The sequence below is a fragment of the Kitasatospora sp. GP82 genome (assembly GCF_029892105.1).
GTDB lineage: Bacteria > Actinomycetota > Actinomycetes > Streptomycetales > Streptomycetaceae > Kitasatospora.
Genome location: NZ_JARZAJ010000002.1, coordinates 186,313 through 209,833 on the forward strand (window position 1 = coordinate 186,313; position 23,521 = coordinate 209,833).

Annotated in this window: 21 protein-coding genes; 12 read left to right on the forward strand and 9 right to left on the reverse strand. The window is 67.9% G+C overall.

Annotated elements, in window-relative coordinates:
* The first annotated feature begins 143 nt into the window (after positions 1-143).
* Together P3T39_RS02540 and P3T39_RS02545 are read left to right on the forward strand one after the other, a co-directional pair.
* Entirely contained in the window at positions 144-1,709 is a 1,566-nt protein-coding gene (locus P3T39_RS02540; protein ID WP_280695597.1) for a PP2C family protein-serine/threonine phosphatase, read from the forward strand.
* A 303-nt stretch (positions 1,710-2,012) separates the two neighbouring features.
* The gene (locus P3T39_RS02545; RefSeq protein ID WP_280695598.1) at positions 2,013-3,527 is read left to right on the forward strand and encodes an aminopeptidase P family protein; all 1,515 of its coding nucleotides are present in this window, start codon (positions 2,013-2,015) and stop codon (positions 3,525-3,527) included.
* Between the two features lie 60 nt (positions 3,528-3,587).
* Here the strand turns inward: P3T39_RS02545 and P3T39_RS02550 are convergent, their stop codons facing one another.
* Positions 3,588-4,055: a rhodanese-like domain-containing protein gene (locus P3T39_RS02550; protein ID WP_280695599.1), complete on the reverse strand. Its 468-nt coding sequence runs from the start codon at positions 4,053-4,055 to the stop codon at positions 3,588-3,590.
* 136 nt (positions 4,056-4,191) lie between these two features.
* On the opposite strand from P3T39_RS02550, the gene P3T39_RS02555 reads away from it, so the two are divergent.
* Both P3T39_RS02555 and P3T39_RS02560 read left to right on the forward strand, forming a co-directional pair.
* The gene (locus tag P3T39_RS02555; RefSeq protein ID WP_280695600.1) at positions 4,192-5,232 is read left to right on the forward strand and encodes a helix-turn-helix domain-containing protein; all 1,041 of its coding nucleotides are present in this window, start codon (positions 4,192-4,194) and stop codon (positions 5,230-5,232) included.
* Between the two features lie 423 nt (positions 5,233-5,655).
* Complete coding sequence (locus P3T39_RS02560; RefSeq protein ID WP_280695601.1) at positions 5,656-6,609, forward strand: nitroreductase/quinone reductase family protein; 954 nt, start codon at positions 5,656-5,658, stop codon at positions 6,607-6,609.
* 250 nt (positions 6,610-6,859) lie between these two features.
* Here the strand turns inward: P3T39_RS02560 and P3T39_RS02565 are convergent, their stop codons facing one another.
* The 7 genes from P3T39_RS02565 to P3T39_RS02595 all read right to left on the reverse strand — a co-directional run bounded on the left by P3T39_RS02565 (position 6,860) and on the right by P3T39_RS02595 (position 13,933).
* Positions 6,860-7,618 (reverse strand): MerR family transcriptional regulator, encoded by a 759-nt coding sequence (locus tag P3T39_RS02565; RefSeq protein ID WP_280695602.1) that lies wholly within the window; start codon positions 7,616-7,618, stop codon positions 6,860-6,862.
* Between the two features lie 552 nt (positions 7,619-8,170).
* Positions 8,171-8,605 (reverse strand): PPOX class F420-dependent oxidoreductase, encoded by a 435-nt coding sequence (locus P3T39_RS02570; RefSeq protein ID WP_280695737.1) that lies wholly within the window; start codon positions 8,603-8,605, stop codon positions 8,171-8,173.
* Between the two features lie 53 nt (positions 8,606-8,658).
* A complete protein-coding gene (trxA, locus tag P3T39_RS02575) occupies positions 8,659-8,991 on the reverse strand; it encodes a thioredoxin (RefSeq protein ID WP_280695603.1) in 333 nt (110 codons plus the stop codon).
* 3 nt (positions 8,992-8,994) lie between these two features.
* Positions 8,995-9,435: a MerR family transcriptional regulator gene (locus P3T39_RS02580; RefSeq protein ID WP_280695604.1), complete on the reverse strand. Its 441-nt coding sequence runs from the start codon at positions 9,433-9,435 to the stop codon at positions 8,995-8,997.
* Between the two features lie 95 nt (positions 9,436-9,530).
* Complete coding sequence (locus P3T39_RS02585) at positions 9,531-10,826, reverse strand: RNA polymerase sigma factor (RefSeq protein ID WP_280695605.1); 1,296 nt, start codon at positions 10,824-10,826, stop codon at positions 9,531-9,533.
* 1,322 nt (positions 10,827-12,148) lie between these two features.
* Entirely contained in the window at positions 12,149-12,997 is an 849-nt protein-coding gene (locus P3T39_RS02590; RefSeq protein ID WP_280695606.1) for an ABC transporter permease, read from the reverse strand.
* A gap of 15 nt (positions 12,998-13,012) precedes the next feature.
* A complete protein-coding gene (locus tag P3T39_RS02595; RefSeq protein WP_280695607.1) occupies positions 13,013-13,933 on the reverse strand; it encodes an ATP-binding cassette domain-containing protein in 921 nt (306 codons plus the stop codon).
* Between the two features lie 144 nt (positions 13,934-14,077).
* Between P3T39_RS02595 and P3T39_RS02600 the strand changes: the two genes are divergently transcribed.
* Positions 14,078-15,259 (forward strand): sensor histidine kinase, encoded by a 1,182-nt coding sequence (locus P3T39_RS02600; protein WP_280695608.1) that lies wholly within the window; start codon positions 14,078-14,080, stop codon positions 15,257-15,259.
* 58 nt (positions 15,260-15,317) lie between these two features.
* Positions 15,318-15,977, forward strand: a complete 660-nt coding sequence (locus P3T39_RS02605) for a response regulator transcription factor (protein ID WP_280695609.1) — start codon at positions 15,318-15,320, stop codon at positions 15,975-15,977.
* Between the two features lie 148 nt (positions 15,978-16,125).
* On the opposite strand, the gene P3T39_RS02610 is transcribed toward P3T39_RS02605, so the two are convergent.
* Positions 16,126-16,305, reverse strand: coding sequence for a hypothetical protein (locus P3T39_RS02610; RefSeq protein WP_280695610.1), 180 nt, complete (start codon positions 16,303-16,305; stop codon positions 16,126-16,128).
* Positions 16,306-17,002: 697 nt separating this feature from the next.
* On the opposite strand from P3T39_RS02610, the gene P3T39_RS02615 reads away from it, so the two are divergent.
* From P3T39_RS02615 to P3T39_RS02640, 6 genes are all read left to right on the forward strand, one after another.
* Complete coding sequence (locus P3T39_RS02615) at positions 17,003-18,142, forward strand: cupin domain-containing protein (protein ID WP_280695611.1); 1,140 nt, start codon at positions 17,003-17,005, stop codon at positions 18,140-18,142.
* A gap of 101 nt (positions 18,143-18,243) precedes the next feature.
* Positions 18,244-20,019: an ABC transporter ATP-binding protein gene (locus P3T39_RS02620; protein WP_280695612.1), complete on the forward strand. Its 1,776-nt coding sequence runs from the start codon at positions 18,244-18,246 to the stop codon at positions 20,017-20,019.
* A 5-nt stretch (positions 20,020-20,024) separates the two neighbouring features.
* The gene (locus tag P3T39_RS02625) at positions 20,025-21,320 is read left to right on the forward strand and encodes a pitrilysin family protein (RefSeq protein WP_280695613.1); all 1,296 of its coding nucleotides are present in this window, start codon (positions 20,025-20,027) and stop codon (positions 21,318-21,320) included.
* Between the two features lie 4 nt (positions 21,321-21,324).
* A complete protein-coding gene (locus P3T39_RS02630; protein WP_280695614.1) occupies positions 21,325-22,668 on the forward strand; it encodes a pitrilysin family protein in 1,344 nt (447 codons plus the stop codon).
* 1 nt (position 22,669) lies between these two features.
* Positions 22,670-22,852: a hypothetical protein gene (locus P3T39_RS02635; protein ID WP_280695615.1), complete on the forward strand. Its 183-nt coding sequence runs from the start codon at positions 22,670-22,672 to the stop codon at positions 22,850-22,852.
* Between the two features lie 32 nt (positions 22,853-22,884).
* Positions 22,885-23,442 carry a nitroreductase gene (locus tag P3T39_RS02640; protein ID WP_280695616.1) on the forward strand — a complete coding sequence of 186 codons (558 nt, stop codon included), beginning with the start codon at positions 22,885-22,887 and terminating at the stop codon, positions 23,440-23,442.
* The last annotated feature ends 79 nt before the right edge of the window (positions 23,443-23,521 follow it).

The following is a 23,521-nucleotide window of genomic DNA, read 5'->3' on the forward strand; positions in this document are numbered from 1 at the left end:
CCTGTGTACAAGTGGTGGATTGGTGCCGACTAGTGACATAGCAATCCTTTTGCACGGTGCAGTCCTTTTGTGCAGTGAAGTCCTTCTGTGCGGTCTTGGGGGTCCTGCGTGGCACATACCAGTCTGTGGGGAGTTGGGGCAGCATGACCGACGCCAAGCCGCTCGACCTGCCGCTGCCGGGTCCGGCAGGCCCGGCCGGTCCGGAGTCGGTGCCGGAGTCCGCGACCGAGGCCGCGACGGCAGACACGGTGAACGTGACGGCGAACATGACGGCCGAGGCATCGGGCGGCCTGCCGCCGGGCCTGCCGCCGGGTCTGGCCCCCGGCCTGGCCCTGCTCGCACTGGGCGCCGACCGCTGCGGTGCGGACCGGCCCCGTACGGAGCCGGTGCTCCACCCCACCGGCACGGCCGACGAGCCGCGGGTGCAGGACCGTTTGACCGACCTGCTGTCCGATTTCACCAACCTCTACGAGCACACCCGCCAACTGGCCGAAACCCGTGGGCTCTCCGCCACCCTGACCGCCGTGCTGGACTCCGGCGCCGCCCTGCTCGGCGCCAACCGGGGCCTGATCACCACCACCGTCCCCGGCTCCGGACGCCCCGTCGGCCTCGGCCTCGACCGCGCCAGCCTCGGCGCGCTGGAGACCGTACCCGCCGAACACGGGCCGTTCGCCGGGCTGCTCAGCCGCCCCGGCGCCACCGGACAGCTGCTGATCACCGATCTCGCCTCCGACCCCACCGTCGGCCCGCGCTTTCGCGACGTCGCCGAGCAGCTCGGCCTCGGCGCCTGCTACACCCTGCCCCTGGCCACCGAGGACGAAGGACCGCTCGGCACCGCCGTCTGGTTCTACGACGAGCCCGCCGAACCCGACGAGCGCCAACGACACCTCGCCCAGCTGTACTGCGAGTTCGCCGCACCGCTGGTCGCCAGAGCGCTGGAGACGGACCGCTCCCACCGGGCCACCGAAGCCCTGCGCCGGGGCCTGCTCCCCGACCGGCTGCCCACCGTCCCCGGCCTGAAGCTGGCCGCCCACTGCATCTCCGCCGGACTCGACCGCTCCACCGGCAGCGACTGGTACGACGCCATCGCCCTGCCCGACGGCACCCTCGGCCTCACCGTCGGCAGCGTCTCCGGCGACGGCCCGGGGGCCGGACCCGCCTCCGCGCCCGGGGCCGCCGCCGCGATGGGGCGCGTGCGCGCCGCCCTGCGCGCCTACGCCGTCCTGGAGGGCGAGGACCCGGTCTCCGTCCTCGGCGACCTCGAACTACTGCTCAAGACCACCGAACCCGCCCGCACCGCCACCGCCGTCTACGCCTGGGTCCAACCCGAGGAACGGCAGATCACCCTGGCCGGCGCCGGACACTGCCCGCCCATCCTGGTCACCCGCTACGGCGCCAACTTCATCGAGACCTCGCTCTCCGCCCCCCTCGGCATGCTCACCTGCTGGGAGGCCCCCGGCGTGGAACTCGACGCCGAACGCGGCGACCTGCTGCTCCTCTACACCGAGGGCCTCGCCCGCCGCTGCGGCCCCACCCTGCACGCCGGACAGGCCGCGCTGCGGCGCGCCGCCGCGGACGCCCCGCGCGACGCCCGTCTCGACCCTGACCGCCTCTGCGTCCACCTGCTCTCACTCTGCCCACCAGCCCCCTCCAACGGCGACCCCGAACCCACCGACGACCTGGTCCTGCTCGCAGCCCGCTTCGAGTAGAAGACAGCGGCGCGGGGGGTTGCTTCTTAGGGGCGCGGGGAACTGCGCAGCTTCTCGTGGGGCGCGAGCGTTGGTTTATAGGGGCGCGGGAACTGCGCGGCTTCCCGTGTGGAGAGTCGGCCCCGGGCCGGTGCCGCGCAGGCGTTCGGCCGGGCATCCGTGCCATGGGAACCACCATGGCACCTACCAAACGTTTGTTATGTACTGTTCGGCCGGGCATCCGTACCATGGGGCCCACGGCCGCCCACGCGTGTCGCGATCCGACGCGTCCGGGGCGGTACCACTCGCGAGGAGGCGACGTACGTGACCGAGGACCGTACCCCGGCGGCAGCCGAGAACCCCGAAGGCGCTGCGGACGGCGACCAGGAAGCCGCCGAGCAGCCCGTCAAGGGCCGCAAGAACGGTCTCTACGGCGAGATCTCCGACGAGCTCGCCGCGTCGATGAAGACCGGCTGGGCCGACACCGAGCTGCGCGACCTGCAGCCCGTCGAGCAGGCCCCGTACGCTGCCGAGCGGCGCGCCAAGCTCTCCGCCGCATTCCCGGGCGAACGGCTGGTGATCCCGGCGGGCAACCTGAAGACCCGCTCCAACGACACCGAGTACAACTTCCGCGCGGCCAGCGAGTACGTGCACCTCACCGGTGACCAGACCGAGGACGCCGTACTGGTCGCCGAGCCGACCGGCGACAGCGGCCACGACTTCCACCTCTACCTGCTGCCCCGCTCCAACCGCGAGAACGGCGAGTTCTGGCTGGACGGCAACGGCGAGCTCTGGGTCGGCCGCCGCCACAGCCTCACCGAGGCGGAGCAGCTGCTCGGCCTGCCCGCGCGGGACGTCCGCGAGGCCGCCGAGGAGCTCAAGGCCGCCGCCGCGGCCGGTGGTGTCCCGACCCGCATCGTGCGCGGCTACGACGCCGGTCTCCAGGACGCGCTGGCTGATGTCCTGGACGCCGACAAGGACGACGAGCTGAAGATCTTCCTCAGCGGTCTGCGCCTGGTCAAGGACGAGTGGGAGATCGGCCAGCTGCGCGCCGCCTGCGCCGCCACCGTCAAGGGATTCACCGACGCGGTGCGGGAGCTGGGCCAGGCCGTGGCCACCTCCGAGCGCTGGATCGAGGGCACCTTCTGGCGCCGCGCCCGGGTCGAGGGCAACGACGTCGGCTACGGCTCGATCTGCGCCGCGGGTCCGCACGCCACCACCCTGCACTGGGTCCGCAACGACGGCGAGGTCCGCCCCGGCGAACTCCTGCTGCTGGACGCGGGCGTGGAGACCCGCACCCTCTACACCGCCGACGTCACCCGCACACTGCCGATCAACGGCCGTTTCGATGCTCTGCAGCGCAAGATCTACGACGCCGTGTACGCCGCCCAGGAGGCCGGTATCGCGGCCGTGAGGCCGGGCGGCCGGTTCCGCGACTTCCACGAGGCCTCGCAGCGTGTGCTCGCCGAGCACCTGCTCGCCTGGGGCCTGCTGGACGCCTCGGTCTACGACGTCGACAAGGTCATCGAGCTCGGCCTCCAGCGCCGCTGGACCCTGCACGGCACCGGGCACATGCTCGGCCTCGACGTCCACGACTGCGCGGTCTCCCGCCGCGAGGAGCACGTCGACGCGCTGCTTCAGCCCGGCATGGTCCTGACCGTCGAGCCCGGCCTCTACTTCCAGCAGGACGACCTGACCGTCCCCGAGGAGTACCGCGGCATCGGCATCCGGATCGAGGACGACATCCTCGTCACCGCCGACGGCAACGAGAACCTCTCGTCCGGACTCCCGCGCACCTCCGACGAGGTCGAGACCTGGATGGCCGGCTTCACCGCCTGACACCACGCGCACCCAACGGCCGGACCTCCCCGAACAGTCGGGGAGGTCCGGCCGTTGGGTTCAGCAGACCAGACCGAGGTCGGCCGGGGTCGCGGTCTTCGGGTCGATCGGACGGCGTCCCTCGGTGGGCCAGCCCTCACGGACCCAGTACTCCAGGCCGCCGATCATCTCCTTGACCTCCCGCCCGAGGGCTGCCAGCTTCATCGCCCCCTTGGTGGAGCCGTTGCAGGCCGGGCCCCAGCAGTAGACGACCAGCAGTCCCGACGGAAGTCCGGCGACCCGCTCACCGGTGATCTCGGCGATCGGGAGGCTGATCGCGCCTGGCAGGTGCGCCTTCCGGTACGCCCCCTCGGCGCGGACGTCCACGACCGTGAAGTCCTGGACCGCGCCCTTTTCCCGGCTGTCCCGCATCGCGTACCAGACGTCGGCCGGGTCGGCCTGGCAGCCGAGGCGCTCGGCGAAGAACGCGAAGGCGCGCTCCGGCGAGACGGCCGGGATGGCGGTCACGGGGGAGGTGGTGATGGTCATCGTCGTTCTCCTGCTGGTCGGTTGCCGTGTTCTTCCGCTGCTTGCGACACACCGATCCTCCTGTCCGGGCGCCCGGCCCCGACAGTGGCGCGAACGACTACACTCGCCAAGATTCCGCCAGAAGGGGAGCAGGCCGATGTCCGCGCAGCAGTCCCCGGGTGGCCCGGTCGCCGTGACGATCGGGCGCCGCCCGGAGCCCGTGCACACCATCGCGGTGTACGCCTTCGACGGCATGGCACCGTTCGAACTCGGCGTGGTGGTCGAGGTGTTCGGCCTGGCTAGACCCGAACTCGGCGGGCTGCTCGCCGCGCCCTGGTACGGGCTCAAGGTCTGCGCCGACCGGCCCGGGACACCGCTCGCCGCGGTCGGCGGCTTCTCGATCACCGCCCAGCACGGACTGGACGAACTCGCCGCCGCCGACACCGTGATCGTGGTTGCCGTGCCCAACACCTTCAGCGGCGAGGTCTCCCCCGGCCTGGTCGCCGCGCTCCGTACGGCCTTCGAGCGCGGCGCCCGGATCGTCTCGATCTGCTCCGGCGCCTTCGCCCTCGCGGCGGCCGGCCTGCTCGACGGCCGCGAGGCCACCACCCACTGGCGGTACGCCGAACTCCTCCAGCAGCGCTACCCGTTGGTCAAGGTCAACCCCGACGTCCTGTACGTCGACAGCGGCAACGTGCTCACCAGCGCGGGCAGCGCAGCCGGGATCGACCTCTGCCTGCACCTGGTCCGCCGCGACCACGGCGCCAAGGTCGCCAACACCGTCGCCCGCCGCTTCGTCGTACCGCCCCATCGGGACGGCGGCCAGGCCCAGTTCATCGAGGCGGCGGTCAAACCGGTCGAGGAGGAGGACGACGGCATCGCCCGCTCGATGCAGTGGGCCCTCGACCACCTTGCGAGCCCCTTGACCATCCCCCTGCTCGCCCGCCAGGCCCGGATGTCCGACCGCTCGTACCTGCGGCACTTCACCGCCCGCAACGGCACCAGCCCGATGCGCTGGGTCATCACCCAGCGCATCGCCGCCAGCCTCCCCCTGCTCGAATCACCCGACGGCACCGTCGAGGAGATCGCCGCCGCCGTCGGCTTCGAGAGCGCAGCCACCTTCCGCCACCACTTCGGCCGCACCATGCACACCTCCCCCACCGCCTACCGCCGTACCTTCGGCCGCGGCGCGGCATAGCTCCCCCAGGATCTCCCCAGAGGCGCGGGGGTGGTTTTCAGGGGCGCGGGGCTCTGCTTGATCAACTGCGTGCGCGAAATCGGAAGCTGGATCCGCAGCCTCCGGCCCACCGGGCGATCTCCAGCCGACTCGAGATCGGGCCCAACCCCGGTCCACAGGCTCCCGGTTGCACCCGTCAAGGTGACGTTGCTCGATCAGCGGGGATGGTGTTACGGTCCCACCGAGCCCCGTATGGGCCTACGCATGGAGGTAGCGGCTACTCAGCCATTGCAGAGATCGGCACGTTCCGTCTCTCGCAGCTCGTCAATCCCTGTCCTGGGATTGCTGCGCCCATCTTCACTGCGTAGGCATGCGGGGTATTTCTGTGTCGATTTCCGGTGGCGTGGCCCTCCTTCGCGATCAATCGACACGGAGAGGCAGTGCATGAGCAAGGAACAGGCCGAGACCTGGGAAGCACAGGCCGAGACCTGGGCGGGCTTCGACGTCAATGAGTTCCAGCGTCAGGTCATCGCCGAGTTCCGGGCGAACAACGGGAAGATGAGCGGTATGTTCGAGGGCTGGACATTGGCCGTGCTGACGACCGTCGGAGCCAAGAGCGGCCTGCGCCGGGAGAGCATCCTGGGGTATCTCGAATTCGACGGAAAAGGGATCGTCGTCGCGTCCTCGAACGGCGCCGACAAGCACCCCGCGTGGTACCACAACATCCGCAAGAACCCGATCGTGACGGTCGAGACGGGTGCCGGCACCTATCAGGCGATCGCCGCCATCCCGCCGGGCCAGGAGCGTGACAAGCTCTTCGACCGCGTGATCGCCGAGGCGCCGGGGTACGCCGACCACCAGGCCAGGACGGCCCGGGAGATCCCGGTCGTCGTACTGCATCGGATCGGCCCCGAGCCCGGCGAGGAGCGGGTCAAGGGCATGGGCGACTGGATCGTTGAGGTGCACGACTGGCTGCGCAAGGAGCTCGAGACGCTCCGCGCCCAGGCGGACCGGGTGATCGAGGGTGGCGCGGACACGATCGAGCGGACGCCGCCGGACCTCGCCCAGCAGATGCGCACCCACTGCCTCAACTTCTGCGGGGCGCTGAAGAAGCATCACGGCGGCGAGGACATGGCCGTGTTCCCGGTGCTGGCCAAGCAGTTCCCCGCACTCGCTCCGGCGCTGGCGCAGCTCGGCGAGGAGCACAGGGTGGTGGCGCGGCTGCAGGACGACATCCAGCAGCTCGTCGACAGCTTCGTACCCGGTGAAACCGACCCCGTGCAGCTGCGCGCCGACCTGGAGCGGCTGGCGAACCAGCTGGAGTCCCACTTCAGGTACGAGGAGGAGACGGTCGTGACGGCGCTCAATGCCACGGCCCCGGCTCCCGACTTCGGCTGATCATCCACCAGCACCCCCGGGCCGATACCTTCCTCGGCCCGGGGGTGTCGGCTGCGCGCCGGGTCCCGGCAGGAGCATGCCGCGGCCCGGAGATCCCGGTTCCGGTCGCCCTCGACAGCAGGCGTTGAGCTGTCCTCAAACGGGGGTTGCCCAACCGCGAAGAGGGGGCAGAATCCGAAAACCTGGCTCCCGAACAGGAACAGGCCCTGAAAGCACCCCGTGCGCCACGGAGTTCCCGCCTGAGGCCGTGTCAGTGGCTCGCCGCGTTGGCGAGGATGGCGTCGTGGAGCCACTGGGCCAGGCCGGGGGCGAGGTCCTCGTAGGTGGCGGTGAAGCGGGGGTCGGAGAGGTACATGGCGCCCAGGCAGCGGTGGATCTCGTAGGTGCAGTCGTAGAAGTTGTCGCTGATGTGCTGCCGGTGGGCCTCGGCGGCCTCCATGGCCTCGGCGCTGTCAGGGGCGGAGCCGGCGCTGAAGACCTCCACCAGGCGGGAGTTCAGCGAGTCCATCTCGGCCTTGATCCGCTGCCAGTCGGCTTTGTCGTACCGGGCCGTGCGGCGCTGGGACTGCTGCCAGGCGTCGGTGTTGCCCCAGCGCTGCTCGGCCTCGGACTCCCAGCTCTCCTGGTAGTCGGCGCCGAAGACCTCGAACTTCTCCTCGGGTGTCAGCGAAATGCCCATCTTCTGTGCCTCCATGGCGTGTTCGACGGCAGCGGCCAGCTCCTGGAGGTGGGTGATCCTGGCGCTGATCAGCTGGTGCTGACGGCGCAGGTGCTCGGTCGGGCTGACCGAGTCGTCGTCCAGGATGGCCGCGATCTCTTCGAGGGGGAAACCGAGTTCGCGGTAGAAGAGGATCTGCTGAAGCCGGTCGAGGTCCGCGTCCTCGTACCGGCGGTAGCCGGCCGGGGTGCGGCCGCCGGGCGACAGCAGTCCGATCTCGTCGTAGTGGTGCAGGGTCCTCACGGTCACCTTGGCGATCGCCGCGACCTGACCCACCGAGTACGTGCTCACGGGGTTCCTCCCTCCTTGCTGCCTTCAGCCTGCTGCCTCACGTCGCGTGAGGGTCAAGTCATGGGTCATCACCTGGTGGCAATGAGAGCTTCACAGCGGAAGTCCGGCCCGCAGGCCCGCCCCGAACAGACTGTTCAACAACTTGTTGCAGCGGCTGATCCGCCGGAGTACGGTGCCCGGGGAATCGTCGGCACCGCTCACGAGTATGGCGAGCCGGACCGGCCGGCGGCCCTTCGCCATGCCTGGAGGACCATCGGGGGGAATGGTGCGGAACACGGATCGCGGCACCGGCGGACAGGAAGCCTTCGAGGCCATCCGCCCGCCCGCTGTCGGGTCGCCGGCCCTAGGGTCGTTAGGGCTCAGGCTGCCGGCCCCGCCGCCACCAGCACCCCGCCACTTCCTCGGCGCGAAGCGGATCGGCCGTCTGGCCAACGCCCGTCCACGACTTCTGCGGAGCAGTGATCATATAGACCGGCCCCATTGGCCCTCAGGGCTGTTCTCGGGGCCACCAACAACCTTGGAGCGACGGCCGGCACGGTCACCGGACAGCGCTCAGTCCGCAATGTCACCCATCGCGACCACGTGCTCGATCCTGACCCTGACGAGCAGTTCGCCGGGCACGCCGTTGCGGGCCGCGTACTCCTCCCGCCGGTCCTCGCCCATGTAGCGCGCCCCGATCCGCCCGGCCCACTCCCGTACCTCGGCCAGGTCCTCGCCGAGCGTCGCCGTCCCCCGGACCAGGACGAAGGAGAAGGGCGGCCGGTCGTCGTCCACGCAGAGCATCACCCGGCCGTCCCGGGCCAGATTGCGGCCCTTGACGGTGTCGCGGCCGGTGTTGAAGACGAGGTCGCCGCCGTCCAGCAGGAACCAGATCGGTGCCACATGCGGGCTTCCGTCGGCCTTGGTGGTGGCCAGCTTGGCGGTACGGGTGCCGGCGGAGAGGAAGTCCCGCCACTCGGGTTCGGTCATACGGGGCATGCGGCCCATGCTCACCCAGACGCCGTCGGCACACCGCAACGACCCGCCGGAGCGACCGATCGTCAGATGACCTCGGCCAGCTCGCGCAGCAGCTTGGCCTTGGCCCGGGCACCGACCATGCTCTTCACCGGCTGCCCGCCCCGGAAGACGATCAGCGTGGGCATCGACAGCACCCCGTACGCCGCCTGGGTCTCCGGGTTGGTGTCCACGTCCAGCTGAACGATCTTCAGCCGGTCCGCCTCCTCGCGGGCGACCTCCGCCAGCACCGGGGCGATCATCCGGCAGGGCGAGCACCAGGCTGCGGTGAAGTCCACCAGCACCGGCAGTTCGGACTCCAGCACCTCGGTCGCGAAGGTCCGGTCGGTGACCGCCTCGACTCCCTTTGCCTGCACCATGGTTCAGTCCTCCTCTGGGTTGTTCTCCGGGTCGATCGGACGTGTACTCAGCTCGCAGTGCGGCTCGGGCCCGCCGGGCTGTGCGGCCTGCACCTCCAGCTCCGCCCTGGCCAGCTGCGCGCCCACCTGGTCGCGGACCTCCTGGAGCCGGGCGATGCACCGGTCCAGTTCCGCCAGCTTGCTCCGGTAGACCTGGAGCGAGGCCGGGCACGAGTCCCCGGCCGGGTGGCCCGCCCGCAGGCACTCCACGAACGGCCGGGTGTCCTCCAGCTCGAAGCCGAAGTCCTGGAGCAGCCGGATCTGGCGCAGCAGCCGCAGGTCGTCCTCGTCGTACGCCCGGTAGCCGTTTCCGCCGCGCCGGGCAGGCAGCAGTCCGCGCGACTCGTAGTAGCGCAGGGTGCGCGTGGTGGTGCCTGCCTTCTCCGCCAGTTCGCCGATCCGCATGGCACCGACCGTAGACCTTGACCCTGACGTCAACGCCAGCGGTCCGCCCCTGCCGGGCCGGTGCGTTCCTCAGCGCAGGATCGGCCGGACGGCCCCTACCGCTCGCACTCGGCGGCCCGTCGGAGCAGCAGCTGCCGCTCGCGGGCGTTGCGGGTGAGTTCGGCGGCCCGTTCGAACTCCGCTCCGGCCTCGGCGAATCGGCCCAGCTTCGCCAGCAGGTCGCCACGCACACTGGGCAGCAGGTGGTAGCTGCGCAGAGCCGGTTCCGCAACCAGCCCGTCCACCACGGCCAGGCCCTCGGCGGGCCCGTACGCCATCGACAGCGCGACCGCCCGGTTCAACTCGACCACCGGCGACGGCGCGAGCTCGGCGAGCTGACCGTACAGCGCGGCGATGCGCGGCCAGTCGGTCGCCTCCGGGGTACGGGCGCGGGCATGGCAGGCGGCGATGGCGGCCTGGAGCGCGTACGGTCCCAGCGGCTCCCCGGTGCGCGCGACCAGCGCGCCGGCGCGGTCGAGGGCGGCCAGGCCGCGCCGGATCAGCACCCGGTCCCAGCGGGAGCGGTCCTGGTCGAGCAGCAGAACGGGCTCTCCTCCCGACCCGACCCTGGCGGCGGACCTGGACGCCTGGATCTCCATCAGCGCGACCAGGCCGTGCACTTCGGGCTCCTCCGGCGCCAGCCCGGCCAGGATGCGGCCGAGGCGCAGCGCCTCCTCACAGAGCGCGGGACGCAGCCAGTCGTCGCCGGCGGTCGCCGAGTAGCCCTCGTTGAAGATCAGGTAGACCACCTCCAGAACGGAGGCCAGCCGAGGCACCAGCTCGTCCCCGTACGGGACTTCGAACGGGACCCGGGTGTCGGCGAGGGTCCGCTTGGCCCGGCTGATCCGCTGGGCGACGGTCGCCTCGGGGACCAGGTAGGCGCGGGCGATCTCCTTGGTGGTCAGGCCACCGAGCAGCCGCAGGGTGAGCGCGACCCGGGCGTCCGTGGAGAGCACCGGGTGACAGGCGGTGAAGACCAGCCGCAGCAGGTCGTCCTCGATACTGCCCATCGCCTCGTCGAGAACGGCTTCGAGAGCCGCATCGCCCTCCGTCACGCTGCTCGCGAGCGCGGTCTCCAGGCCGCGTCCGAGCTCCTCCACCCGCTGGTTGAGCCGCTGCTGCCGACGCAGCACGTCGATGGCACGGTGCTTGGCACTGGCCATCAGCCAGGCCCCCGGGTTGCGCGGGATGCCGTCCCGAGGCCACTGCTCCAGCGCCGCGACCAGCGCATCCTGGGCAAGCTCCTCGGCCAGCCCGAGATCGCGAACAATCCTGGTGAGCCCGGCGATCAGTCGCGCCGACTCGATCCGCCAGACAGCGTCGATGGCGCGGTGGGTGTCGGAGGCCGTCATGTCCGCCCATCACACCACTCCCCACCCCACCACGCCACACCATCCCCCTGCGCCACGCCGAACCCTCCCCCAGGGGCAGGGGGCAACTTTCTCAAGGCGGCGCGCCGCCCGCATGGCCTCGGGTGGAGACGCGGCGTTTGGCTACTGCGTGCGCGCAGCCGACCTTGCCGAAGGCCGCTACGCCCACGACGCAGCGGCTGATCTGCTCGTCACCGCGCTGGACTCCTGCGGGCGATTGGGACGCAGAACGCATCGACCTGCTGGGCAGACTGCTGCGCGCTGGTCCGGGGCGCCGGGCCGGTGCCCGCACGCACGCGGCGGGAGGTCCGGGCGGCTCTCGAGACCCTTATACGTACGTTAGGGGCCCTGACGTGGGTCCTGTTAGGGGTTCTTTTGGGCGTCGCGCCTCCGCGCGAGCCGGTCTCGAAACAGCGGGTCAGAGCCCCGGCCCCGAGCTGTGGTCGGGCAATATCTACCGAGCGATGGATCAGCATCCCGGGGGATCAGCACCGAGGACCTCCCCGAGGAGACCGGACTGACTCCGGCCCAGATCGCGCTCGGGGTGCTGTGACAGGACCTGGGCGACCGGCCGGACGCCGAGCAGTCGGGGGATGCGCTGCCACAGTCTGGTCGTTGCCGCGTGCGCGGCGCCGCCCGGCATTGGGTATTGCGATCGCAAGCAGCACCCCGACCACCAGGGCGACCGTGTGCCCGATTGCGGGGACGGTCAGCTGTCCCAGGTCCGCGAAGAGACCCGGGGACAGGGCGGCGAGGGTGCCGAGTGAGCCAATGCGCAGGACTGGCTTCCTGCCGGCCACGACGAGCGCCGAGAGCGCGGCCACCAGTACGTACGAGGGGCCGATGTCCGTTGCCGTGCGCAGTGAGTCTGGGGCTGATCCGCTGGCGATCCTTAGCTCGGTGACGTACTGGCTTATCAGGCTCCCGAGAGTTTGTGCGGACCCGACGATCACTGTCGCCGGCAGATTGTCGAGGCGTGCTGTCAGCAGGAACAGGGCGACTGTGGTGAGCGCCAGGTCCCCCCATGGTGCCGGGCCGCCGAGGAAGGGGGAGGCGAGCATAGCCTCGAGGGGATGGCTGTGCAGGTTGGCGAGGTTGGTCGATGCCCATAGGTCGAGGCTGGCTCTGGATCTTGGGCTTAGCAGGAGTGTGTAGCTGATCGAGAGTGCGGTCGAGATGCCGAGGAAGGCGAACGGCATGGTGTAGGTGCGAAGGAACGCTTCTGCCCAGGAGTTGGTCTGTCGCTTCATCACTGGCCTTCCGTCGGTTGTGCCGACGGTTGTGGAAGTGGTTCGGGACTTGCTCTAGACGTCGCGGCGATCGACCATGAGGACCGCTGCCGCGAGCAGAACGATCGGGTAGACGACCAGTGAGGCCCAGGCCATCGTGCTGGATGGCGCGAGTGAGTCCAGGTGGGCGACTGTCAGACGGTGAAGGGCGGTGCTGGGGAGTGACTGGTGCACTCGAAGCATCCAGCCGTGATCGCTCTGCAGGAACGGCGGAAGGACGAACAGCAAGCCGAACGCCACGCAGATGGATCCGGCGCCGTGGCGGATGAGCGCGGCCAGAGAGAGGCTGATCAGGGTCACCGAGGCAAGATGCAGGCCGGTCGCGAGTACGGCACGAAGCACGCCAGGGCTAGTGATCGAGAGGCCGAAGTGTTCAGTCGCGAACATGGCCTGGGCGATGCCGAAACTCGTCAGGGCGGTAACCACACCGATGGTGAATGAGGTCATCCCGGCCACAGCTGCTTTGGCAGCGACAACCGGACGCCGGCTGGGAACGGCGGCGAAGCTCATCCTGATGAGCCCGCTGGAGTACTCACCGCTCATCGCCAGGGCGCCGACCACGACCATGGCGAGTTGCAACAGGGAGAAGCCCGAAAAGGAAGCAGCGATCGGATCGAAGCCGGCTCGCTGTTCCAGCGTGCGTTGATCCCACTTGTCCACGGTGGTGTTGCAGAAGAGGAGGGTGACACCGATGGCGACCAGGACGCCTGACATGGTGATGGTCCAGACCGGACGGAGTGACCGGATTTTGATCCACTCCGATCCGAGGACATTCATCCACTGCACCAGCCGGCCGTCCGGAACCTCCGAGTCGACCGCCCGCTGATTCTCCTGCGCATGGTCTTTCTGAAGGGAAGAGTTCATTGTCGGCATTCCTGTTCAGCGGGAGGCGGTGGCGTTGGACCCTGCGCGGTGCTCGCCGGTCTCTGCGGTGAGGTCCATGAAGGCTTGTTCGAGGCCGGCGCTGTGCGGTACCAGTTCATGGACGGCGATTCGGTTGGCGAGCGCCAGGTCTCCGATCCGCGCGGCGTGCAGGCCGGACACTTCCAGCAGGTCACCGACGGTGGTGACCTGGGCGTCCGCCGCCCGGAGAACCTGCTCCAGGGCTTCCTTGGACGGCGTACGTACGGTGACCGTGTCGGACGAGCCCCGGCGGATGAAGTCCGCCACAGTGGTGTGGGCGAGGAGACGGCCGGCTCCGATGACGATGAGCCGGTCGGCTGTGTGCTCCATCTCGCTCATGACGTGGCTCGACACCAGGACTGTTCGGCCCTCATCGGCCAGGCGGCGGAACAGGAGCCTGATCCAGCGGATCCCGTCCGGGTCCAGGCCGTTGATCGGCTCGTCGAAGATGAGGACGGGCGGGTCCCCGAGCAGTGCGGCGGCGATGCCGAGCCGCTGCTTCATCCCCAGCGAGTAGCTGCGGACTCGCCGCCGGGCCACTGATGCCAGACCGACCTCGTCGAGTACCGCCGACACCCGCGATCGTCCGATGCCGTTGGTGCGAGCGATGGCGGCCAAGTACTGGAATCCGCTGGGACCCGGCGGTACAGCGGACGCGTCTAGCAGCGCGCCGACGTGGTGGAGCGGGCGCCGCAGTTGCCGGTACGGCCGACCGTCGATCAGGGCGGTTCCCGCCGTGGGCCTGTTAAGTCCCATGACCATGCGGAGGGTGGTGGACTTTCCGGCACCGTTGGGGCCGAGGAAACCGGTGACCGAACCAGGGCGGACCTCGACTGACAGGTTGTCGACTGCCACGGTGGCGCCGTAACGCTTGGACAAGGCCTCAGTTGTGATCACGACTCATCCTCGATCGATGCAGGCTGATGCTGGCAGCAGCAACCTTGCCGTGATCATCGAGGATGCGCGTCTGGCTGCGGGCCTATCTCGGATAGGTCTCGGGACAGATGTGGGACCGACTCCACCCCACCTAGCATCGGCGTCGTGGATCTACACCTGCAACCGCCGCTACTGGGCCTGGCGGCACGCCGCCTGGTGATCGCCGACGCCGGAGTTGCTGCGGTCCTGGCCGCGATTCTCCTCTGTAACGCCTCAGGCTCTGTCCACCCGGCCGAGGTGGTCATGGCACTGGCCTCGGTCGGCGCGGTGGCAGTACGCCGGCTCAGTCCGGTTGCCACACTGGCCGTGACCATCGCGGGCCTGGCCGTGACCGAGTACGGAGGCCTCGCAGCCTTCGTCGGCGTCGCGCTGGCCCTGACTTCGTACACTGCGGCGGCCAGGCCGGCTCGTGCGTCCTTCGGCATGCTGGCCGCGACAGTGGCCGTGGTGTTCGCAACCGGTGCGCTGGGCCACCCGACGGACTTCCGGGACCACCTGGGCCTGGTGGCATTCTCCTTGGCTTCGATGATGCTGAGCTCGATCTGGACGGTGAGCTGGTGCCTCTTCCGCGGACGCGCCTACAACGAAGCGCTGCGCGAGCATGCGGAGCAGCGAGCGCACGCCGCAGTGTCGGAGGCCCGGCGTACCGTTGTCGAGGAACGACTGCGTCTCGCCCGCGAGTTGCACGATGTCGTCGGCCACAGCATGAGCATCATCGCGATCCAGTCCGGAGTCGCTCGCCACGTCATCGCCACGCAGCCCGAGGAGGCAGCGAAGTCTCTCGCCGCCATCCAGGAGACCAGCCGTACGGTCCTTCGTGAGCTCCGGTTGCTGCTCGGCGTTCTGCGGGACAGCGACGAGGTGGAATACACACCGGGCGGCCTCGACGAACTCCCGAGGCTGGTGGACGAGGCGCAGCTCGCCGGAGTCAAGGTCGAGTTGACTACCGAGGGGGACTCGCGCCGGCTGACGCGCGGGCTCGACCTTGCGGCCTTCCGCATTGTGCAGGAGGGGCTGACCAACGTCATCAAACATGCCGACGCCGACTGGGCGAGGGTGACCGTCACCTACCGCGACACGGACGTCGTGGTCGAGGTCCTCGACCACGGCAGGGGGCTCGGTCCTGGTCAACCCGTCAGAGGGCACGGGCTGGTGGGAGTTCGGGAGCGGGTTGCACTCTACGGGGGAGACATGGTCGCTGAGAAGGTGTCACCGCTCGGGTTCCGGCTGATGGCGAGCCTCCCCACTGAGTCCCCGACCGAGCCCGTCGCGAGCGGCGGCCGGTGACCGCGGCAGGACAAGTGAATCCGGCTTCGCACACTTTGACTCAGCCCCGGAGGGTTACATGACAATCACGGTACTGATCGCAGACGACGAGGAACTGGTCAGAGCAGGCTTCCGTGTGCTGGTCAATTCTGCCCCTGACCTCGACGTTGTCGGGGAGGCTCGGACTGGCGAGGAGGCTGTCGCCCTGGCCCGGGCCGAGCAGCCCGATGTCATCCTGATGGATGTCCAGATGCCTGTCCTCAACGGGATCGAAGCCACCCGGAACTTGCTGGCCGGACCGACGCCCGCTCAGGTCCGGGTGCTCATCCTCACCACCTTCGACCTGGACGAGTACGCCTTCGAGGGCCTGCGAGCCGGTGCCAGCGGCTTCCTGCTGAAGGACACTCCGCCAGAGGAACTGATCAGCGCGATCCGGGTCCTGGCGGCAGGAGAGTCGCTGCTGACTCCCCGGGTCACACGGCGGCTGATCGAGGAGTACACCGCCGGCCCGGCGGCCACCCCCCAGCCGCGGAAGCTGCCGGGGATCACGGCCCGAGAGTTGGAGATCCTCCGGCTGGTTGCCCGGGGCCTGTCCAACGCGGAGATCGCCGAGCAGCTCTTCCTGAGCATCGGGACCGTCAAGATTCATGTCAGTCGGCTGCTCGCCAAGCTGGACGCCCGGGACCGCACTCAGCTGGTCATAGCGGCCTACGAGGCAGGGCTGGGCTCGCTCACCTGACACCTGACCATGCAGAGAGGGAAAGGTCCCGCCGGGTTCCTATTGCGTTAACGAGTCCCATGGGCGGTGCGGCCAATGCCGACACCACCCATGGGACCATTCGAGGTTAAGCTACGGCGATTTTCTCCGCATTAGCGGATGCCGTGGCTCAGTCGTTGTCGTCGACCGGCCCCGTGTAGTTTCCGAGCGTCCGCTGGTAGGCGTCCTGCAGGCCACTGTCGGAGCTGTCCTGGTCGTCGTACTTGCCGCGGCTGCCGTCGTGAGCTGAAGCTCCGGCGTCGGCGGACTGAACGACGGTGATGTCCTCGGGATTGAGCGACGTTGCCATGACTCTCCCCTTGCTGATTGATTTCGAACCACCGGTCGGCGGCTCGGCATAAACATAGGTCGAGGGCCTCCAGGCGTGTCAATCAGTGATTGATATCCGGCCGATCACGACAACGTCCGATTTGAGAGTCGTTGGGCGAACTTTATGACCGGTTTGTACATCTTGCCGAGTCAAAGAACGTGACCCATGTCACACTAGCCGCACCCTGCAGCCGGCGGGGGGCGTTCATCAAGAAGTGTGGAGAGTGTAGCTATGCATACAAACGAAGCATATACAGCAACGCTCTTCCGTTCACGGTAGAAGATTCGAGCCTCCAATGCCCGGCCGGGGGCAAGGTCAGAGGGACTCTGGTGTGACGTAGGTCACTTTGTGAAAGTGATGTTCGAGCCAAATGGGGCAACCCTGCAGAATTTCTCTGAAGAAATCGGACCTATCCACCCACTCTGTGTCAGAGAAAAACTCGTTGACAGGTGCAAGGGGGCGTCAGGTAGCGTCGAGTCGATTCGAAACTCCGGCCGCTTGAGTACCACCCTTTCCAAATCTGCTGAGTGATACCGGGAATATGTACCCAGGTGCTTCAAATCAGCGAGGTGGCGCTTACCCTGAAGGGGAGACAACGATGAATGATTCCGTGCACGGTGTCGAGGCGGGGAACGAAACTGATCTGTACTTCGGGCTTGCACGACTCCTCTATCCCATGGACTTTGCAAAGTTCCAGAGAGAGAACTGGGAGCGGAAGCCGCTGCTGGTACAGCGGGCGGACCGCGACTACTTCTCCGAGCTGATGACCATCGCCGATTACGACAGCTCACTCAATCTGGCGGGGGACAACCTGGAGCACCTGAGGGTCGTGCAGGACGGCAAGGAGACGCCAGTCTCAGAGCTGGGATCGGGCAGCTCGCACACCGCCCTGGAGGCCGTCTACGCTCGGTACCGCACGGGCGCGACCATCGTCATGAACTCCATCCAGGACCGCTTCCCGTCGATGAACCGGCTGATGCGATCGCTCGGGTCCGAGATCGGCGCCCGCATCCAGGTCAACTCCTACCTGACGCCGGCCAACGCCAGGGGCTTCGCGCCGCACTACGACATGCACGATGTCTTCATCGTCCAGGTGCACGGGACCAAGCGCTGGCAGCTCTTCGACTCGCAGCTGCCGCTGCCGCTGCGTACCCAGCCGTACGACCGCGCCCAGCCCGACCCCGCCCTGGTGTCGGAGTTCGAGCTGAAGGCTGGGGACCTGCTGTATCTGCCGCGGGGCACCGTGCACGCCGCAACCTCCACCGATGAGGCTTCACTGCACCTGACCGTCGGTGTACACCCGATCCTCTGGGCGAACGTGCTCTACGAGGCCATCCAGAACGTGGTCGAGACGGACGCCAGGTTCCGGGCCGGTCTGCCGATGGGCTTCACGGGCAGCGAGGAGATACAACAGCAGGTCCGCGACACCCTGACGGAGTTGGTCGCCGATCTGCCGTCGAAAATCGCGGTCGACGACGCGGTGGCGACGGCGGTCACCCGAGGAGTCTCCATGAACGCGCCGGCTCTGCGGGGGCACCTGCTGGACCTGGAGCGGCTGGACGAGATCACGGCTGGGACCAAGGTGCAGAGGCGCCTGCCCATCCAGTGGGACGTCACCGTGGACGAGCAGACGGTGTTGGGGTTCCACGGCAAGACCGTCCGCTTCCCCGCCCATGTGGCTGACGAGGTGCGGTTCACTGCCCAGCGCAGTAGCGGTGTGTTCACCGCCGCCACCATCCCGGGCGAGCTGGACGAGGCCGGGCGCCTGGTCCTTGTCCGGACGCTGGTCAATGAGGGTTTCCTGACCTTCGCCTGACAGGTCGTCCTGACTGGGAGTCGATCGCGCGCCGCCTTCTCCACGCGCGGCGGGCGATCGACTCCCCAAGTCGCGGTCTCATCGCTTTGAGGGGGAGAGCTATGGAAGAGCAGGCGGCCACGCAGACACCAGTGTCCGTGCGACGCGTGTTCGGCCTGTTCCGGCCGCACCTAAGGCGGGTGGCACTCATGCTGCTGCTGGTGGTGCTCTCCTCGGCCGTGGCGATGGTGTCGCCCTTCCTGCTGCGGAAGATCCTGGACGTCGCACTGCCACAGGGGCGGACCGGACTACTCAGCCTCTTGGCAGGCGCGATGATCGCCGTGACCGCGATCAGCGGAATGCTCGGGGTATTTCAGTCCTACATGTCGACGGTGATCGGCCAGCTGATCATGAGCGACCTCCGGTCTGCTGTCTACAGCCATCTCCAGCGGCTGTCGCTGGCCTTCTTCACCAGGACCCACACCGGTGAGGTGCAGTCCCGGATCGCCAACGACATCGGAGGAATGGATGCCATCGTCACCAGCCTGATCACCAGCCTGGTCGGCAGCGCCGCTACCGTGGCCGCCAGCCTGACCGCCATGGTTCTCCTGGACTGGCGGTTATCCCTGGCCTCGCTGGCAATCCTCCCGATCTTCATCTGGGTCAACCGGCGAGTGGGCAAGGAGCGCCGGGCCCTGGTAGAGGAGCGCCAACAGCAGATGGCAGTGCTTTCCACGCTGGTGGAGGAGACGCTCTCGATCTCCGGCTTTCTGCTCGGGCGTCTCATGGGACGCAGCCGCGACCTCACGGAGAGGTTCTCGAAGGAGTCGAAGACGCTGGGCAACATCGCGATCCGGACCACCATGGCGGGGCGGTGGCGACAGTCTGGGCTGCAGGTCGTGGTGGCTGCTATGCCGGTCCTGATCTACTGGACAGCTGGCCTGGTCAGCGGCCACGGCTCCACGTCGATCACGGTCGGCACGCTCGTGGCCTTCACTACGCTGCAGCAGTCCCTGCTCAACCCGGCGGTCCAGCTCATCCAACTCGGCGCAGTGGTCCAGGGCTCGTTCTCGCTCTTCGGCAGGGTCTTCGAGTACCTCGATCTGCCGGAGGAAGTGCCGGAGCCCAGGAACCCCGTTCTGCTGCAACAGGCACGTGGAGATCTCAAATTCGAGAACGTCTCCTTCTCCTACGGCGACGACCTTGTCCTGCGCGACATCACGATCGACGTGCCCGCCGGGACGAGCCTGGCCGTGGTCGGGCCGACCGGCGCTGGTAAGTCGACACTGGGGTACCTGGCACTCCGTCTCTACGATGCCACCATCGGCCGAGTGACCATCGACGGTGTCGATGTGAAGGATCTCGACTTCGCCACGATCGCGCGGAACGTGGGGATGGTGTCGCAGGACACCCATCTCTTCCATGCGAGCGTTGCCGAGAACCTTCGATTCGGCAAACCCGACGCCACCGATGCCGAGCTGATCGCTGCGGCCGAACTAGCACAGATACACCAACTGATCCAAGGGCTTCCGGACGGCTACGACACGATCGTCGGAGAACGCGGATACCGGTTCTCGGGCGGGGAGAAGCAGCGGCTTGCGATTGCCCGGACGATGCTCAGGAACCCGCCCATCCTGCTCCTTGACGAGGCCACCAGTGCTCTGGACACACGGACGGAGCGCGCTGTCCAGGAAGCGTTGGCCGAGCTGGCGAAGAACCGGACCACCATCACAATCGCCCATCGGCTTTCCACGATCGAGAACGCCGACCAGATTGTCGTCCTGGGCAGCGGACGAGTGCTGGAGCAGGGGACGCACACCTCCCTTGGCTCCCTCGGCGGTGAGTACAGCGCCCTGCTGGCCGGGATCTCCCGGGCAGCGACTGTGATCGGCAGCTGAAGGGGATGACCATGACGAAGGCATTTCCGTGGGCCATCGCCGAGCACCGCCTCGGCAATGGCCTGCGGGTCACAGTCAGTCGCGACCCTCGCGTGCCGGTGGCTGCCGTCAATCTCTGGTACAACGTCGGGTCGCGCCACGATCCGGCCGCCGGGCACGGCTTCGCCCATGTTTTCGAGCATCTGATGTTCGAGGGATCGGCGCAGGTCGGCAAGGGCCAGCACAGCGCCATGCTCAGTGCCGTCGGCGGTGCGGAGATCAATGCAACGACGACGATGGACAGGACCAACTACTTCCAGACGGTGCCGACGACCGCGCTGGACCTCGCCCTCTGGCTGGAGGCCGACCGGATGGGTGGGTTGAGGATCTCCCAGGAGGTCTTCGACAACCAGCGTGTGGTGGTCGGGAACGAACGGATGCAGCATTACGAGGATCAGCCCTTCGGGTTGTGGATGGAGTTGGGGCTGGCCACCGTGTTTCCGGACGGCCACCCCTATCGACGGTCTTCGATGGGATCCCCCGACCAACTGGCGCATGCCGAACTGTCCTTACTCGACTCCTTCCGACAGGCCTACTACGTGCCTGACAACGCGGTGCTGACCGTGGTGGGCGATGTCATTCCCGAGGATGTGTTCGCCAGGGCGGAGAAGTACTTCGCTGGGATCCCCGCCTGCGGGCGGCAGCGGCCCCGGGACGTCGCAGTCGAGGACTGGCCCATGCCGGGAAGGACAGTGCGGACGGCGATCGATGCCAAGGCGTCGGCCGACCGGATATTCGTCCTCCACCGAATCCCGCCCGCGTACACCGCTGACCATGACGCGCTGACCGTTCTGGCCACGGTCCTCGGCCGCGGTCGCGGCTCTCGGTTCTACCGGTCCTTCATGACGGAGAACAACCTGGCGCAGACGGAGGAGAAGACAGCGTTCGCCTGGGACCTGGCGTACGGCTCCTCACTCTTCGCCACCGGTATGACCGTGCGGCGGGGTTCTTCCTACCAGGAACTGCTGGCGGCTCAGGAGTCCCTGCTGGATGAGCTTGCCATCGAGCCAGTGAGCGAGCACGAACTCCGCCGGGCGAAAGCGATCCTGGAGGCTGGCTGGTTGAGATCACTCACCTCGTTCGGAGCCCGCGCCGACCTGTTGGCACGCCATGCGACTCAGCTGGGTGAGCCCGCGGCGATCCACGACCGGCCGACGCGCCTGTCAGCAGTCTCGGCGGCGGATCTGTGTCGCGCTGCCAGTCGGTATCTCCGGCCGGAGAACCGATCCGTCCTGATCCTCCGTCCGACTTCGGGAGCCTGATTCCGTGCGAGCCGAATTGATTCCCGGGCCGCCTGCCGCAGGAATCGGCCGGCCCTACATATTCCCCGAGGTGATTCGCCGCGGTGGTCTGCTCGCGGCAGACCTTCCCGGGTGCCCCACCGCATATGCTGCGCTGCTGTTCGACCATGGGATATTCCATGAGCCGACCGGGAAAGAAGGCCTCCTCCAGCTGCTGTTCGCTGTGCTTCGCGAGGGTGGGGAGCGACTGGGGCGGGACGAGTTGGCCTTCGAGCTGGAGGGGCTGGGGGCGACCTGGTTCACCACGGTGGGCGATGACTTCGTCCAGGTCGCCACGGTCGCGCCGACCGCTTCTATAACGGAAGCCGTCAGGATCATCTCGGAGACCGTGCGCCGCCCCCGGCTTGCGGCGGAGGCGGTTGCCAGAGTCCGGGACAACCAGGTGTCCGCACTCGCCACGAACTGGTCGAACCCTGGCCGGCGGCAGACGGAAGCACTGGCCCGGGCGCTCTATCGCACCGGTCGGCAGACCGTTCTTCCAGGCGGGACCACAGCCTCCCTTAGCTCGATCTCGGCGCGGGTCCTAGGCGAGTACCACCAGCAGCACATCGCCGAAGCGGGCCGACTGGTACTCGCCGGAGATATAGACGGCATCGACCTCGACGAGGTTGCCACGCTGAGCCCGGTGGAGCGCATCCCTCCGGCGGCCAGCACACCCCGAGCCGTTCCGAGGGAAGCGATGGGCCGTGACATCGTCGTCGTCAACAGACCTGGTGCAGTGGGCGCGCGGATCACCCTGGCGCACCACGTCCCGCTCAACTCCGGGTCCCTCCACTCCGGTCTCACGGTGGCCACCCACATCCTCGGCGGGACCACCCACTCCCGGCTGACCCGGGAACTCCGTGACCGCCGAGGACACGTCTACGCAGTGAACGCCGGGCTGCAGCTCTCCAGCTGCACAGGTGTCTTCTCCGTATCGACACAGACTGCCATCGAAACAGCCGGTGAAGTGGTCAAGACGGTCTTCCACGAGATCGAGAGTATGCGCCTGGAGGGTGTCACACCGGAAGAACTCAAATCGACGCTGGTGTTGTTGACTGGCCAGTTCCCCATCACATACCTGACGCCGCAGGCGGTGGGCATGGCGCTCGGTGGAATGGCGTCGATCGGAGCCCGCGATGACTTCTACACCCAGAAGTATCGAGAGCTTGCCTCACTCGACCGCGCTGCGGTGAACGAGGCCGCGCGAAACCACCTGAGCAGTTCAGACCTGACGGTGGTGGTGGAAGGACCGGCTCCACAGCTGACGGAGATCCTGAGCTCCGCAGAACTGGGCCCGGTTCGAATTGACAACGAGGGAGTTGCATGACATGGCGAAGTCGCTGAATCCAGAGGACATCACCGTGACCCAGTCGGCCGGGGAGACGTTCGCGTTCCACGACGCAAGTACCGGCCCGCACGACGACAACGACACCAACGACTCGGGCGGCGGTGACGCGGCCGCCTGGATGAGGAGCGGCCATCGAGGCCGAGGCGGAGACGACACGGACTGAGTGCGAGCGGCGAAGACGGCAAGGAGGATCGAATGGATGTCATGACCGCAATCCTGACCCAGGAGAGCGAGCAGGCCCTGGTACAGCCGGCGCCGGGTGCGGGAGAGTTCGCCTATCTGCTGCGCGGAGCAGCGACGGTTTCGGATCTCGGTGAACGGACGTCCTGGCGCTGGATCCTGGTGCAGGCATCTGATCAGCATGGTCTGGCCGACTGTCTCGGGTCGGCGCTTCGGAACCGACAACAGAGCGGTGCGGCGGCCGCCCTGGGAATCCCGCTGTTGGCGGTCCTGGTGTACTCACCCGACACGGCATCCTCCGAGCGCGAGCAACTGACGGCGGTCAATTCGGTTGCCTGCACGATGCAGCTCCTGCTGCACAACCGGGGCTACGCCGCCAACTGGCGGGCGGAAGTCTTCACTGACCTCGCAGAAGCGCGCTCCCGCCTGGGCGTGCGCGACGAGGAGCAGGTGCTCGGCGCAATGGAGATCGGAACACCACTCGCCAGGAGGCGCATTCGGAAGCCCACGCGCGACGTGGCAGACCGGATGTCGTTCTTCAGCGCGGCTGCCGTTGACCTGAAAATCGCTTGAGACCCTCGAAAACGGTCGAGCGTGATTGAAACACTTTCAGCTTTCGCAGATTGCGATGGAGCCCGCTGCCCAGCCTTCC

Coding starts and splice junctions, on each gene's coding strand:
- P3T39_RS02555 (WP_280695600.1), top strand. CDS start 4,192: ATGTCCGCGCAGCAGTCCCCGGGTGGCCCGGTCGCCGTGACGATCGGG.
- P3T39_RS02585 (WP_280695605.1), bottom strand. CDS start 10,826: ATGACGGCCTCCGACACCCACCGCGCCATCGACGCTGTCTGGCGGATC.
- trxA (WP_280695603.1), bottom strand. CDS start 8,991: ATGGTGCAGGCAAAGGGAGTCGAGGCGGTCACCGACCGGACCTTCGCG.
- P3T39_RS02540 (WP_280695597.1), top strand. CDS start 144: ATGACCGACGCCAAGCCGCTCGACCTGCCGCTGCCGGGTCCGGCAGGC.
- P3T39_RS02560 (WP_280695601.1), top strand. CDS start 5,656: ATGAGCAAGGAACAGGCCGAGACCTGGGAAGCACAGGCCGAGACCTGG.
- P3T39_RS02590 (WP_280695606.1), bottom strand. CDS start 12,997: ATGAACTCTTCCCTTCAGAAAGACCATGCGCAGGAGAATCAGCGGGCG.
- P3T39_RS02610 (WP_280695610.1), bottom strand. CDS start 16,305: ATGGCAACGTCGCTCAATCCCGAGGACATCACCGTCGTTCAGTCCGCC.
- P3T39_RS02640 (WP_280695616.1), top strand. CDS start 22,885: ATGGATGTCATGACCGCAATCCTGACCCAGGAGAGCGAGCAGGCCCTG.
- P3T39_RS02570 (WP_280695737.1), bottom strand. CDS start 8,605: ATGGGCCGCATGCCCCGTATGACCGAACCCGAGTGGCGGGACTTCCTC.
- P3T39_RS02620 (WP_280695612.1), top strand. CDS start 18,244: ATGGAAGAGCAGGCGGCCACGCAGACACCAGTGTCCGTGCGACGCGTG.
- P3T39_RS02635 (WP_280695615.1), top strand. CDS start 22,670: ATGGCGAAGTCGCTGAATCCAGAGGACATCACCGTGACCCAGTCGGCC.
- P3T39_RS02550 (WP_280695599.1), bottom strand. CDS start 4,055: ATGACCATCACCACCTCCCCCGTGACCGCCATCCCGGCCGTCTCGCCG.
- P3T39_RS02625 (WP_280695613.1), top strand. CDS start 20,025: ATGACCATGACGAAGGCATTTCCGTGGGCCATCGCCGAGCACCGCCTC.
- P3T39_RS02615 (WP_280695611.1), top strand. CDS start 17,003: ATGGACTTTGCAAAGTTCCAGAGAGAGAACTGGGAGCGGAAGCCGCTG.
- P3T39_RS02580 (WP_280695604.1), bottom strand. CDS start 9,435: ATGCGGATCGGCGAACTGGCGGAGAAGGCAGGCACCACCACGCGCACC.
- P3T39_RS02605 (WP_280695609.1), top strand. CDS start 15,318: ATGACAATCACGGTACTGATCGCAGACGACGAGGAACTGGTCAGAGCA.